The sequence below is a fragment of the Enterobacter sp. JH25 genome (assembly GCF_021725435.1).
GTDB lineage: Bacteria > Pseudomonadota > Gammaproteobacteria > Enterobacterales > Enterobacteriaceae > Enterobacter > Enterobacter intestinihominis.
In genome coordinates this window covers 2224022-2236708 of the sequence record NZ_CP091319.1, presented here as the reverse complement: position 1 = coordinate 2236708, position 12687 = coordinate 2224022, and the positions used below count along the sequence as shown (strand labels likewise).

General features: G+C 53.2%; 13 protein-coding genes. 2 read left to right on the top strand and 11 right to left on the bottom strand.

Going from position 1 to position 12687, the window contains the following annotated elements; all coding sequences use genetic code 11:
* Positions 1-2: 2 nt before the first annotated feature.
* Positions 3-383: a CPBP family intramembrane glutamic endopeptidase gene (locus L2Y28_RS10810; RefSeq protein WP_176486262.1), complete on the bottom strand. Its 381-nt coding sequence runs from the start codon at positions 381-383 to the stop codon at positions 3-5.
* 760 nt (positions 384-1143) lie between these two features.
* Positions 1144-1476 carry a hypothetical protein gene (locus L2Y28_RS10805; RefSeq protein ID WP_236919591.1) on the bottom strand — a complete coding sequence of 111 codons (333 nt, stop codon included), beginning with the start codon at positions 1474-1476 and terminating at the stop codon, positions 1144-1146.
* A 444-nt stretch (positions 1477-1920) separates the two neighbouring features.
* Between L2Y28_RS10805 and L2Y28_RS10800 the strand changes: the two genes are divergently transcribed.
* Positions 1921-2469, top strand: a complete 549-nt coding sequence (locus L2Y28_RS10800; protein WP_023300104.1) for a GNAT family N-acetyltransferase — start codon at positions 1921-1923, stop codon at positions 2467-2469.
* Here the strand turns inward: L2Y28_RS10800 and L2Y28_RS10795 are convergent.
* The 8 genes from L2Y28_RS10795 to sad form a co-directional block, all read right to left on the bottom strand.
* Positions 2457-3371 (bottom strand): bestrophin family protein, encoded by a 915-nt coding sequence (locus L2Y28_RS10795; RefSeq protein WP_003857155.1) that lies wholly within the window; start codon positions 3369-3371, stop codon positions 2457-2459. The genes L2Y28_RS10800 and L2Y28_RS10795 overlap by 13 nt on opposite strands.
* Before the next feature lie 202 nt (positions 3372-3573).
* Positions 3574-5025, bottom strand: a complete 1452-nt coding sequence (locus tag L2Y28_RS10790; RefSeq protein WP_022648117.1) for a tagaturonate reductase — start codon at positions 5023-5025, stop codon at positions 3574-3576.
* A gap of 116 nt (positions 5026-5141) precedes the next feature.
* Positions 5142-5669: a GNAT family N-acetyltransferase gene (locus L2Y28_RS10785; protein WP_022648116.1), complete on the bottom strand. Its 528-nt coding sequence runs from the start codon at positions 5667-5669 to the stop codon at positions 5142-5144.
* Between the two features lie 82 nt (positions 5670-5751).
* Positions 5752-6717 carry a sensor domain-containing diguanylate cyclase gene (locus L2Y28_RS10780; RefSeq protein WP_022648115.1) on the bottom strand — a complete coding sequence of 322 codons (966 nt, stop codon included), beginning with the start codon at positions 6715-6717 and terminating at the stop codon, positions 5752-5754.
* Between the two features lie 58 nt (positions 6718-6775).
* A complete protein-coding gene (locus L2Y28_RS10775; RefSeq protein ID WP_022648114.1) occupies positions 6776-7138 on the bottom strand; it encodes a DUF4186 domain-containing protein in 363 nt (120 codons plus the stop codon).
* Positions 7138-8040: a glutaminase B gene (gene glsB, locus L2Y28_RS10770; protein ID WP_198921372.1), complete on the bottom strand. Its 903-nt coding sequence runs from the start codon at positions 8038-8040 to the stop codon at positions 7138-7140. The genes L2Y28_RS10775 and glsB overlap by 1 nt, the downstream gene beginning before the upstream one ends.
* Positions 8041-8126: 86 nt before the next feature.
* Entirely contained in the window at positions 8127-9716 is a 1590-nt protein-coding gene (locus L2Y28_RS10765) for a methyl-accepting chemotaxis protein (RefSeq protein WP_022648112.1), read from the bottom strand.
* Positions 9717-9843: 127 nt separating this feature from the next.
* The gene (sad, locus tag L2Y28_RS10760) at positions 9844-11226 is read right to left on the bottom strand and encodes a succinate-semialdehyde dehydrogenase (RefSeq protein WP_022648111.1); all 1383 of its coding nucleotides are present in this window, start codon (positions 11224-11226) and stop codon (positions 9844-9846) included.
* 99 nt (positions 11227-11325) lie between these two features.
* Here sad and L2Y28_RS10755 point away from each other — a divergent pair, with 99 nt between their 5' ends.
* Complete coding sequence (locus L2Y28_RS10755) at positions 11326-12204, top strand: LysR family transcriptional regulator (RefSeq protein WP_022648110.1); 879 nt, start codon at positions 11326-11328, stop codon at positions 12202-12204.
* Here L2Y28_RS10755 and L2Y28_RS10750 read toward each other — a convergent pair.
* Positions 12158-12640, bottom strand: coding sequence for a GNAT family N-acetyltransferase (locus L2Y28_RS10750; RefSeq protein ID WP_032622224.1), 483 nt, complete (start codon positions 12638-12640; stop codon positions 12158-12160). The genes L2Y28_RS10755 and L2Y28_RS10750 overlap by 47 nt on opposite strands.
* Positions 12641-12687: the final 47 nt, after the last annotated feature.

Here is a 12687-nt window from a genome sequence, read left to right as displayed (position 1 = left end):
CTTCAAAAATTTAACGACAAAACAAAAGCATTCATGCACGAATGAATTATAATAGGATAAAAAAGCCCTCTGCTTCTTATTCTAACTATTAATAGCAATATTGACACCAAAAAAAGAATGGATTGATCTAAAATGTTATAATACTGTCCATGCATTAGACAAAAAGACAATGAAGTCAATATACATGGGATAATATACTTTTTATTAAAAATTGAGTGGAAAACACCGAAGATACAGCCCCTGTATATAATCTCCTCATAATATGGGACTACGAAGGTGGCTATTATAAATGCTATAAAACTAATATGGGAAGGTCCATAATGATATAAATTATCCCTGTAAAGATAAACATTATACTGAACCAGCAAAATGACAAACAACACAACAATAGAAAATTTTATTGAAGTTAAATCTCTACTTGGGCGTAATTTAAAACCATCCAACTTCCTTAAGTAAAAAATATACAAGAAAATTGCAATTGAAAATTCCGCAATAAACAATAAGAAAAATGACACATCGAGAGTAAGATAGCGGAGGGTTATGGATGGCGATAACGTAATTATTATTGAGATAACAGACGCAATAAAAGAACAATTACGTTTTTCTTACTATAAATGAATGGATAGACATGCCTAAAGATTATCATGTTCAACCTATTATTAATTCATATTTTATATAAGAATCAACAAATATGGCTATGATATCGTAACCATTTTTTGATATCATGCACTTTAACTTCAGTGAACATTTGTAATGATTCCATTCTGCAACACAACAATTTTTATCGGAGTGTACTTTATTTACTTTTAAACCTATTCATCAAGTTAACGCCCCATCGAGTTACTGCTATTAATACAATCAACGCAATAAGAAACCTTGATATAATCCCTGGCCGTGATACTTCGTCAAACTCAAGAACTTCAGCGTATTTCAAAAGGGTAAATGCGATAATGAAAAAAAATAAGTAAATTAGGAAATTTAAAAATTGTTTCATGCTTAACCCGATACTTGTGATTACATTAACTTTATCAAAAATAATAGTTCATCATGACTACTTCGAATAATCATTAAATATCGAAACACCTAGAATAACATTCAGTTATAATGAGCTTTTAAATTATTATCACACACAACTCAAATTACTTACCAACGGCATTGTCCGGGGCCGTTGTAATTATTACTTTTATCTTTACTACCACGATCTGAAAAACTATCTTTTGTGCACTGGCCAGCTATAGCTCCACCAATTACCCCAGCGGTCATACCCACTGCCCCCCCAGGAGAGCCGGCGATTAGACCACCGATGATTCCTGCGCCGCATGAGTCAACGCCCTTGTAAATAGAGCCATTGTTTCCTTTTGAATTACCAGATTTAGAGCTGGTGTTACGACTACCGGCACCTTCATAATTACCGCTTCCATTGCCGCCACTTACTAATGCTATCTCATTAAGGCGTAATGCTCTTATATTCGACATAAATCATCTCCATTTAATTTAGTTTTGCATTTTGTGCTAAAAAAATATCTTACATTACTTAATGTAAAGAAAGTGTATTTATGTAAGCAAATGTAAATAAGCTATTGAACTTCGTAAACCGTAGCTCCATTTGGGAGCAGTTCAGCTCCTGCATGGGCAGGCCTATAACACGAAATCGACCTGGAGGTACGGTAATGTTCAGGCATCTTTTCTGACGTCCAGCGCGCAATCACTTCTGCGTCGTAACAGATTTTACAGCCATGGCGCATCGCTTCGTTACGGACGTGCCAGAGTGTTTCGGCTTCTTCGGGCCTGGCTTTTCTTGGCATTACATACTCCTTTATGGATAAATCTGAATAACAAAAGCACGACCAACTGGAATGTGATATTGATGAAATATCAGAACCCAAACAAATGATAACGCTCAAATATGGAGATCACCGGATGACGATACCCACGCTTACGACAGAACGCTTATTACTTAAACCCCTTGTTGCCGCCGATGCCGTCCAGATCCAGCAACGCTATCCGCGCTGGGAAATTGTCCGCTATATGGTGGCTTCAGTCCCCTGGCCCTACCCGGAAAACGGTGCAGAAAATTATGTTAACAACGTTGCACTGCCCGACATGGCCAAAGGGATTGCGTGGTTCTGGACGATTCGCCGTCGCGAAGCGCCTGACGAACTGATGGGGTTGATTTGCCTGTATGACGTGGAGGACAACAACAGGGGGTTCTGGCTCGCGCCGGAATTTCAGGGCCAGGGATATATGCGTGAGGCGAGTATCGCGGCAACGGATTACTGGTTCAATACGCTTAACAAAGCGGTGTTACGCGCGCCGAAAGCGGCGGCCAACAGCCGCTCCCGACGTATTTCAGACAGCAGCGGCATGCGACTCATCAGGACAGAGAAGAAAGCCTATGTCAGCGGCCTGCTGGATTCGGAGCTGTGGGAAATCACCCGCGACGAGTGGAATGCCCGTCAGGTCAGCTGATAATGCTTATCCGGCATTAGCCTTTCAGGGATGTTCTCTTCATCGTTCATCTGCAACAGATCGCGCTCCATCATGTTGCAGATGGCGTCCAGCGGCAGATCGTTATCTTCCGTCCCAAACGGATCTTCCAGCTCTTCCGCCAGCGTATCAAGCGAGATAAAAGTGTAGGAAATCAGCGCAGAGACAAAGGGCGTCATGTAATGCAGATCAACAACCAGCGCAAACGGCAGCATGATGCAGAACAAATACACCGTCCGGTGCAGGATCAGCGTATAGGCAAACGGGACTGGCGTATTGGCGATACGCTCACAGCCTGCCAGCACGATGGACATATCGTTCAGGCGGTTGTTGAGGCTGTGAAACAGGATGTCTGAAAGGTGCCCGCTGCGCCGCCGCACGGCCAGCCACTCCCCCATGATCAGCAGGATACGGTTCGCCGGCGAGTTGGCATCCATCACTTTGCGTAAATCGTCTGGAGCCAGATAGCGGGACAGCTGATCGGCATTGGTTTCTCGGCGCAGGGTCATACGTAGACAGTTAGCAAAGGCGATTTGCAGGCGTACAAACTCTCCAAGATGTTTATCATCCGGCAAGGTGTTTTTTACCTCGCGAAACAGCGAGCGCGCCGCTATCATCAACTGCCCCCAAAGCAGACGCGCCTCAACGTAGCGCGAATAACAGGCGTTATTGCGAAATCCCAGGAAGATGGCGATAGCCACGCCCAGAATGCTGAACGGCGCGACGGTAAAGCGGATACCCAGCGAGGTGTACCACGGCAGCATGACAATCACGGCGATGGAAAGCAGGAAGTTAAGCAGCAGTCGGGTATAAATTTTGGGAAGTACCGAACCATGCCAGACAAAAATCAGTTGCAGCCAGTGCTGTTGAGGACGAACAATCATAATCAGCTTCAGAAAAGTAAAGAGCGCGGCTATTAAACGTGATCCTCATCACGGTTGCAAGCATGTTAATAGTTCATTGCATTTTCTGACCTGTTAAGCCCTGACCGCACGGTGCTGCCTGTGCTTTTTTAAAAAAAGGACGTATAGTATGTTGTAACTAATAATGGTCTGTAAAAAACCCGGCAAACGCCGGGCATTATGATTAGCAGAGCGGTTTCACCGCCTCGCGCATGCCTTTGCTTAAAATTGCTTCCAGATCCTGCGCAACCTGGTCTACCAGTCCGTTCACCAGAGTGAGATCCTGTTCCCAGTGCTCGCTCACGCTTAACACCGACGATACCAGTTCACGGGTAGTGACTTGTTTGTCGTGATGTTGCGTCCACAGCTGCTGGTAACGTTCAAGCCAGTGCGCATCGTCCTGCACCGGATAGCGCTCACCGTTGCGCTCGGCACGGTAAAATGCAATCAGCGCCGCCAGGGCAAAGGTCAGACGTGCTGGCAGTTCACCGGTCGCCTTCTGCCCTGCCAGCAGTTGCGGCAGAATGCGGGTGCGGTACTTGGTCATCCCGTTCAGTGCAATCGACAGCAGCTGATGCTTAATATACGGATTACGGAAACGCCCCGTTACGGCACTGGCGAAGGAGTGCAGCTCATCGCGCGGCAGATCCAGGACCGGAATAATCTCTTCATAAATAGCCTTCTCTACGAACGCGCAAATCTCCCCGTCGTTCATGGCTTCCCCTACCGTATCCAGCCCGGCCTGAAAAGCGACCGGAACCAGCGCCGTGTGTGCGCCGTTGAGGATCGCCACCTTACGCTCTTTATAAGGCTTGATATCGTCAACAATCAGGACGTTGAGCGGGTATTTATCCAGGCGCAATTCAGCTGAAAGTGATTTTGGCCCCTGAATAACAAACAGGTAGAAATGTTCTGCCGTGTCGAGGAAGCTGTCGTGATAGCCCAGCCCGGCTTCCAGCTCTGCCACCTCATCACGCGGATAGCCGGTAACAATGCGGTCAACTAGCGTCGAGCAGAAGGTGTTAGCGTTATTCAGCCACGCAATGAATGCCGCTGGCAGCGCCCACTCCTGTGCATAGCGCAGCACCAGTTCACGCAGGGCATCGCCGTTATAGTCGATAAGCTCACAAGGAATGATGATCCAGCCTTTATCCGCAGCCCCGTTAAAGTGGGTAAAGCGTTCGAACAGCAGACGCGTCAGTTTGGCCGGATAGCTGACAGCTGGCGCATCGTCAAACTTATCGCCCGCGTGATAGCCGATCCCCGCCTCCGTGGTATTGGAGAAGACAAACCGCATCTCCGGATTATGGGCGAGTTTCAGGAATTCATCGTACTGGCTGTAGACGCTGATTTCACGATTCACGGAACGAATAAGACGCGCATCGCTTACCGCATCCCCCTCCTCATTCAGACCACGAATAATCGTGGTATACAGACCATCCTGGGTGCTCAGCGACGGCGGAAAATCACTCTGGATCGGCCGTACAATCACCACACCTGCATTGAGATCGGTATGCTCGTTTAAGAGGTCGATTTGCCAGTCAACGAACGCGCGGAGGAAGTTACCTTCGCCAAACTGGATGATACGTTCAGGGTAGCGCGCACCGGGGAAATCACGACGGTTGAGTGTGTTCACAATGGAGGTCCTTTATAATTAGTCATACAGCCTGATAAGATTGGTGTGATAACTTATCAAAACTTCAGGACCAGAACCCCTGTCTGGATCAACTCAGGACGCGATGGTGAAAAATATCAAAGAAATTTATAGAACACCGAGGTCGCCGTCATGTCCCCGTTCGGCATCAGGGCGTAGCGTGGGATCTCCCCCGCCTTTTGCCAGCCCGCTCTCTGATAAAACGTCTCCGCGCCGCTGCCGGTCGAGGTATCAAGCACCAGCACCGTAAGCGCTTTTTCACGCGCAACCGCCTCCACGGCTTCCATCAGCGCCATTGCCGCACCTTTACGGCGCGCCTTCTCATGTACCAGAAGTTTCGCGACATCTGCGCGGTGCGGCTGGTTTTCCGGCTGGTCGGTGATCAGCTGGACCGTGCCAACCAGCCCCTGCTCCGCTTCAAAACAGCCCAGGACGGTACGCTCGTCGCGCCCGACGCTGTCTGCGACGCCGAGCCAGAAGGTTTGGGCTTTCTCGGGAGAAAAAGGCAGCATAAAGCTGACGGAGGCGCCGCCGTTTACACAGTTGACGAGGATATCGCTCAGGGCATCAATGTGGCTGAGGATGTCCTGTCGGGAGAGAGGTTTAATCAGCATGGGAGAGTTCATTGCGCGTCCTTAGGTTGAATCTCTCCACTTTGCTATTAACATTTTTGTTACGCAATAAGTGATGACATAGGATTTCGTTATGTCATTTTTCGCCGTGATGTTGCCGCTTCATGGCGTACATTTGCGCATCCGCGTGTTTTAACCATGCCTGCATATCGTTGCGGTGATGATCGAACTCGCTCAGCCCCCAGGAGAACTGTAACGACCAGGGATGCAGCTGACGCGCGTTATACTTCTCCGTTTGTTCGACAAGATACTGCATGGCGATCCAGGCGCCAGGCTCATCGGTATCCGCAAACAGCACCGCGAACTCATCTCCCCCGAAACGCACCAGCATATCGGCCTCGCGGAATGAGGAGCGCATCAGGGCGGCCATCGCTTTCAGGGCCTTGTCGCCCTCCTGATGCCCGAAGCGATCGTTAATGGTTTTGAAATGGTCCAGATCCAGCCAGCCAAGCGTTAACGGTTCTGCCCTACGCTGCGAAACCGACAGTGCAAACTGCGCAAACTGGTTAAACCCGCGTCGGTTAAACAGGCCCGTGAGTTCATCGGTCGTGGCGGCGCTAACGGCTGCAAATTCATCTTCTGCCAGCGCGCTGAGATCGGCCAGTACGGCGGAATCCGCCGCGGTAAACTCACGCGGTGCGTAATCAATGAGACACAACGATCCTACGCACGCCCCGTCACGTAAACGCAGCGGGAAACCGGCATAAAAGCGCACGCCCGGATCTCCCGCCACCTGCGGATTATCCGCAAAGCGTTCGTCCAGCAGCGTGTCAGCCACCACCAGCGGCGCGTCACCCAGGATCGTATGACCACAAAACGAGAGATCGCGAGGCTGGCTGGCGAGTGCCCGCCCGTCGGCAGATTTCACGATCGCAGCGTGGTCATCCACCAGCGTAATCATCGCCAGCGGCACCCTGAAAAAGCGTGTTGCCAGCCGCGTGAGACGATCAAACGCGGGATAATTGTCGATCTCAAGCAGACCGGACTCGCGCAGCGCATTCATGCGCTCCGTTTCATTCACGGGAATTAGAGGTGCTTTCATGACGTCTCCTGACGCTGAGCATTAGTAAAAGCGTAGCTTAAACAGAGACATTGTCAGTTCAGGAGGCACGATTTACCTCAATGACCAGCCAATGATGGATCACGTTGACGATATACTGTTGCTGCTGCGCACTCAGCGGCACGCCCTGCGGGATAGCATGCCACTTAGCCAGACAGCCCCGGCAGCAGGTTGCCGTGGCATGCTGGGCGATAAAAACCGGATGGCCGCGCATCGGCGTCTGCTTACCGTCATTCACCGGGTGTGCAGGCGCCAGCCGCGCGGCGACAAAATCAGCGGCATGCTTATCGATAGTGTCCGCGCCCTTATCCCAGCAGTATTGCCGCTCTTTCATCCCTAAATGAAATCGTGAACGAAACGTGGAGCGAGCCAGGCGCGTGAACAGAGGATCTAACGTGGACATCAGTATACGGACCGTCCAAGGCGTTTGGTCAGCTGTTCCAGCGCCGCGACGCCCGCCAGTGAGTTGCCGGTCTCGTCCAGTTCCGGGCTCCAGACGGCAATCGCCATCTCGTGCGGAACAATGGCCACAACGCCGCCGCCAACGCCGGATTTAGCCGGCAGCCCCACGCGCCAGGCAAACTCCCCGGCGTTCTGATACATTCCGCTGGTTGCCATTAAGGCGTTGATCTGCCGGGCCTGCATCGGGGAGACAACGTCCTCGTCCAGATGCGGGGCATGGCCCTGATGCGCCAGAAACAGAAAAGTCTGCGCCAGTTCAACGCAGTTCATCTTCAGGGCGCAGTAATGAAAATAGTTTTGCAGAACCGTGGCGACATCATTATGAAAGTTGCCGAAGGACTTCATCAGCCAGGCGATGGCGGCGTTACGTGCAGAGTGTTCAAACTCAGAGCGCGCTACCACCGGATCGTAGGCGATGTCCTGCACGCCGGAAAGCTGACGCACAATCTGGAGCATACGCTGGCGCGGCGCGCTCAGACGGCTTTGCAGCATATCGCACACCACCAGCGCCCCGGCGTTGATAAACGGGTTGCGCGGCTTACCCTGTTCGATTTCAAGCTGGAGAAGGGAGTTGAAGGGCTGACCGGAGGGATCTTTGCCCACCCGCTGCCAGATCTCCTGCTCGTCATACTGGCGCATGGCGGCAACGAGGCTAAGCACTTTTGAGATCGACTGAATTGAAAAGCGCTCCAGTGCATCTCCCGCCTGAAAACGCTGCCCGTCGACAGTACAAATGGCGATGCCGAGCTTATTACCGCTGATCGAGGCCAGCGCGGGAATGTAATCGGCAACCTTACCCTGCCCCAGTAACGGACGAACCTGCGCCAGAATCTCGTCCAGCATCTCATTATGGATGACCGCAGCCACACTTTGCTCCTTGCCCTCAGGCTAAAACGGGCTGCGAGTATAACAGAGGCTTATACGTCACGTCAGGCAGGGAGACGAAAACGCGAGACGGCCTGCAACAAAAGATCTGACTCCCGATGCAGGCGCTCAGAGGCATTCGACGCTTCGCTAACCAGCACATCTGTCTGACGCGATACCTGATTCAGCGCCTGAAGTTGGCGCGTCATCTGATGAATGCTTTCCCCCTGATTTAGAGTGGCCAGCGAAATATCATTCAGCAGGCCACTCAGATTGGCCACCAGCCCGGTGACCTGCTGGAGATTTTCTTCCAGACGGTTTACCACCTGAGAACCTTCTTCAATGCCCTGTAGCGAGTGGTTAATTAGCGACTGGATGGTTTGCGTAGAGTGACTGCTTTTTCTGGCCAGCAGCCCCACTTCACGGGCGACCACCGCGAACCCGCGACCCTGTTCTCCCGCATGGGCGGCTTCAATGGCAGCGTTGAGGGCCAGAATATTGGTCTGAAACGCCACGCTGTCGATCATGGCGACGATCCCACGCATCTCTGAGGATCGGTCGACGATCGTCTGCATCGAGCCATTCACCGCTGTCATCATTTGCTCCCCGCCGACGGCAGCCTGTCGGGCTTCATCCGCGCGCGAGCGGGCGAGTTTTGCATAACCCGTGTTCCCCTCAACGTGGGTTTCGAGATCGGCGATATGCGCGGTCACCTCCTCCAGCTCTTTGGCCTGTCGCGTGGACTGCTGATAAAGCTTCTGGTTCCCCTGCGCAAGTGACCCGATATTTTCGACCATAGAGGTCGTGGCCTCGCTGACCTGAGTCACCAGTTGCTGGAGCCCGCGCTGCATGGCGGTAATACTGCCGCTGAGCTGGCTGATTTCACGGTTAAAACGCACAACGTCAGGGGGTATTCCCGACAAATCCCCTGCCGCAAGCTGGTTAATATGGACAATCAGACGGCGTAGCGGGGATATCACCCATTTCGCCATTGCAAACCAGACGGCAATGGCAATAGCCAGCAGCACCAGCGGCGCAAACAGGAACAGCCGTTGCAGGCCTGAGAGTTGTTCCATGAGCGACTGACGCCCCTGTATCGCCTGCTTCTCACTCCGTTGCTGATAACGTGCAAAGTTGTCATTAAAATCGGTCTGAAACGCCTGGGCGGGTACGGCGAAAAAGAGGTCGATGCTGTTGGTTTTCACCAGCCCTTCCGCCTGCTCGCTAATGGCACCGAAGAACAGCTGATAGCTATTAACAAGCCCCTCGTCCTGCGGAGGATTAAGCGCGAGCCAGGCTTGCCATGCCTGCTGAGACGCCGCCAGGGATTTTTGCGCCTCGTCCATCAGGCTATGCCAGCTCCCTTCCGAACCGGTCTCTTTATCCTGCATAAAGTACACCCCGGAGCGGTTGAGCAGATCGCTCGCCGCAAGCAGCGAAATACGCGCCTGATCCAGCCTGCTCTGTTGCTGCCAGGCCAGCTGATTGCGCTGTTCGTTACGCTGGGCTTGATTCAGGGAGGCAGTAAGCAGGAAGGAGGATGAAAGTTGCAGGGCGGAGAAAAGGCCGATAATACAAAAGATACCGGTCAGCAGGCCAAACTGACGAGGAAAAAAGCGCTGCGCAAGACGACGAAAAATTTGCGTTAGGTTCATAATTTTCTTCTGTAACAATACGTTAGACGCGAGCGAGTCTACGAAACGAAAATGACAGAACCATTGCAAAATAATGACAGGAAACGTGAATTGCCGGGTAGCGGCCTTGCCCTACCCGGCAACAACATTACACGCGATCCTTCCAGACCGTCTGAACGTTACAGAACTCATGCAGACCGAAATGTGAAAGCTCTCGCCCGAAGCCGCTCTTCTTCACTCCGCCAAACGCAACGCGCGCATCGCTTGCGCTGTAGCCATTGATAAAGACTCCGCCGCACTCCAGCTCGCGAGAGAAGGTTTCAGCCAGCGCATCGTTCGCGGTAAAGACCGTCGCTGATAAGCCAAAGTCGCTGTCGTTAGCCAGCTGCAACGCGTGCGACGCATCATTGGCGACGGTAATCGCAGCCACCGGGCCAAACAGCTCCTGACGGAAGGCCGTCATCTGTGGGGTGACGTCGCCGAGTACGGTTGGCGCATAAAAGTTACCGGTCCCGGCAAGCTTCTCGCCGCCGAGCAGCAGGGTCGCCCCTTCCGCCAGCGTAGCCTGTACCTGCTGATGCAGTTCATCGCGAAGATCAAATCGCGCCATCGGGCCAATATAGTTATCTTCCTCATCCGGTGCGCCCATTTTCAGCGCCTTGACCGCGTCAACAAAGCGTTGGGTAAAGGTGTCCGCCACACCCACTTCCACAATAAAGCGTTTCGCCGCGGCGCAAACTTGTCCGGTATTCTGATAACGTCCGGCCACGGCCGCGTTGACAGCCAGATCCAGATCGGCATCATTCAGAACGATAAACGGATCGGAGCCGCCCAGCTCCAGCACGCTTTTCTTCAGCGCCGCGCCCGCCTGCGCGCCAATTGCCGCACCAGCCCGAACGCTGCCGGTTACGGTCACCGCCGCGATACGCCGATCGTTAATCGCCTGGCTGACGCCGTCATTTGTCGCGTTCACCCAGCCAAAGATCCCCTCCGGGAAACCGGCATCCGCGAACACCTTCCCGATCAGCTCCGCCGAGCCGAGCACATTTGGCGCATGTTTAAGCAGATAGCTGTTCCCTGCCAGCAGGATCGGCACCGCACCGCGCAGCACCTGCCAGAGCGGGAAGTTCCACGGCATCACCGCCAGAATAGGCCCCAGCGGACGGTACTCAATCACCGCATTGTCGACCTGGGTAGATTCCGGGCGCAGCATTGCCGGGCCGTATTCAGCGTACCAGTCGCAAAGGCTGGCGGACTTAGCCACCTCCGCACGCGCCTGCACAATGGGCTTGCCCATCTCCCGGGAGATAGTCTGCGCCATCTCTTCCGCACGGCTACGCAGCGCCGCACCCAGATCGCGAAGTTTTTGCGCCCGGTGCGCCACGCTTTCGCGTCGCCACTGACGAAAACCGGTATCCGCCTGCGCAATGGCACGCTCAACGTCACCGGACGTTGCCCACGGGTAAGCAGCCAGCGTTTCGCCGGTAGCCGGGTTGACAGAGTAGGCATGGGTAGCAGATGAATACGTCATGAAGTTCTCCATGTAATAACAGTTGATTGATTGTGGCTCAATCTGCTATTTCTTAAAAGTGAATAATACTCACCACCTTGTTCACGAATCGAGAACGGTATGGACTTAACACAGCTTGAGATGTTTAACGCCGTCGCACTGACCGGCAGCATTACCCAGGCGGCGCAGAAGGTACACCGCGTGCCGTCAAACCTCACCACCCGCATCCGACAGCTTGAAGCGGATCTCGGTGTGGAGCTGTTTATTCGCGAGAATCAGCGCCTGCGGCTTTCCCCCGCCGGGCACAATTTTCTGCGCTACAGCAAGCAGATCCTGGCGCTGGTTGACGAAGCGCGAATGGTCGTCGCCGGGGATGAACCGCAGGGATTATTCTCACTCGGCGCGCTGGAAAGTACCGCCGCCGTACGCATTCCGGAAAGTCTGGCGCGGTTTAATCAGCGCTATCCGCGCATTCAGTTTGCGTTATCCACCGGGCCTTCCGGTACGATGATTGACGGTGTGCTTGAGGGGACGCTCAGCGCCGCCTTTGTCGACGGGCCGCTCTCACACCCCGAACTGGAAGGAATGCCGGTTTACCGGGAAGAGATGATGCTGGTCACCCCTGCGGGCCATGCGGAAGTGTCAAAAGCCACGCAGGTGAGCGGTAGCGAGGTTTATGCCTTTCGCGCCAACTGTTCCTACCGGCGTCATCTGGAGAGCTGGTTTCATGCTGACCGCGTAACGCCGGGAAGGATCCACGAGATGGAGTCCTACCACGGGATGCTCGCCTGCGTGATTGCCGGGGCAGGCATTGCGCTGATGCCCCGCTCCATGCTGGAGAGCATGCCGGGGCATCATCAGGTGGCGGCGTGGCCGCTGGCGGAAAACTGGCGCTGGCTCACCACCTGGCTGGTGTGGCGACGCGGGGCGATGACCCGCCAGCTTGAGGCGTTTATAGGGCTGCTAAACGAACGTCAGCCACCAGTGTCTTCTCCATAAACAGGCTCAGCGGATCCTCGTTGTAGGGGGCAAACGCGGGGCGCCGTTCGTATCCACACTGTTGATACAGACGAATGGCGGCATGTTGTTTGATCCCCGTCTCCAGCCGGACGGTGTGGCAGCAGCGGCTGAGGGCTTCATCTTCCAGCGCCGCCAGTAATTTATCACCCAGCCGTTGCCCGCGATGGGTTGGATCAATATAGACCCGTTTCATTTCCCCGGTCCCGTCCCCGTTCAAAACAACAGCGCCACACCCGACAGCGTTAAGCTGAGTGTCACGAATAATCATCAGGATCAGCGAGTCGTCCGGCAGTTCGGTTAAATCCAGCAGATGATTACTTTCCGCGGGATAGAGAACGCTTTGATAACGGTCCAGCGCCGTAATCAGGGCGAGAATATCTGGATGATGGGCGGATTCAGCGGTAATAGAATACATGGCAGGCTCCTTGTCGTTTTCGTTCAACATACCGCCCGCCCTGTATA

What these genes read in the sequence shown, in the direction of transcription:
- L2Y28_RS10765 (WP_022648112.1), bottom strand. Translation starts at nt 9,716, where the DNA reads ATGAACCTAACGCAAATTTTTCGTCGTCTTGCGCAGCGCTTTTTTCCT.
- L2Y28_RS10805 (WP_236919591.1), bottom strand. Translation starts at nt 1,476, where the DNA reads ATGTCGAATATAAGAGCATTACGCCTTAATGAGATAGCATTAGTAAGT.
- L2Y28_RS10795 (WP_003857155.1), bottom strand. Translation starts at nt 3,371, where the DNA reads ATGATTGTTCGTCCTCAACAGCACTGGCTGCAACTGATTTTTGTCTGG.
- L2Y28_RS10800 (WP_023300104.1), top strand. Translation starts at nt 1,921, where the DNA reads ATGACGATACCCACGCTTACGACAGAACGCTTATTACTTAAACCCCTT.
- L2Y28_RS10785 (WP_022648116.1), bottom strand. Translation starts at nt 5,669, where the DNA reads ATGAACTCTCCCATGCTGATTAAACCTCTCTCCCGACAGGACATCCTC.
- glsB (WP_198921372.1), bottom strand. Translation starts at nt 8,040, where the DNA reads ATGCTGGACGAGATTCTGGCGCAGGTTCGTCCGTTACTGGGGCAGGGT.
- sad (WP_022648111.1), bottom strand. Translation starts at nt 11,226, where the DNA reads ATGACGTATTCATCTGCTACCCATGCCTACTCTGTCAACCCGGCTACC.
- L2Y28_RS10755 (WP_022648110.1), top strand. Translation starts at nt 11,326, where the DNA reads ATGGACTTAACACAGCTTGAGATGTTTAACGCCGTCGCACTGACCGGC.
- L2Y28_RS10780 (WP_022648115.1), bottom strand. Translation starts at nt 6,717, where the DNA reads ATGAAAGCACCTCTAATTCCCGTGAATGAAACGGAGCGCATGAATGCG.
- L2Y28_RS10775 (WP_022648114.1), bottom strand. Translation starts at nt 7,138, where the DNA reads ATGTCCACGTTAGATCCTCTGTTCACGCGCCTGGCTCGCTCCACGTTT.
- L2Y28_RS10750 (WP_032622224.1), bottom strand. Translation starts at nt 12,640, where the DNA reads ATGTATTCTATTACCGCTGAATCCGCCCATCATCCAGATATTCTCGCC.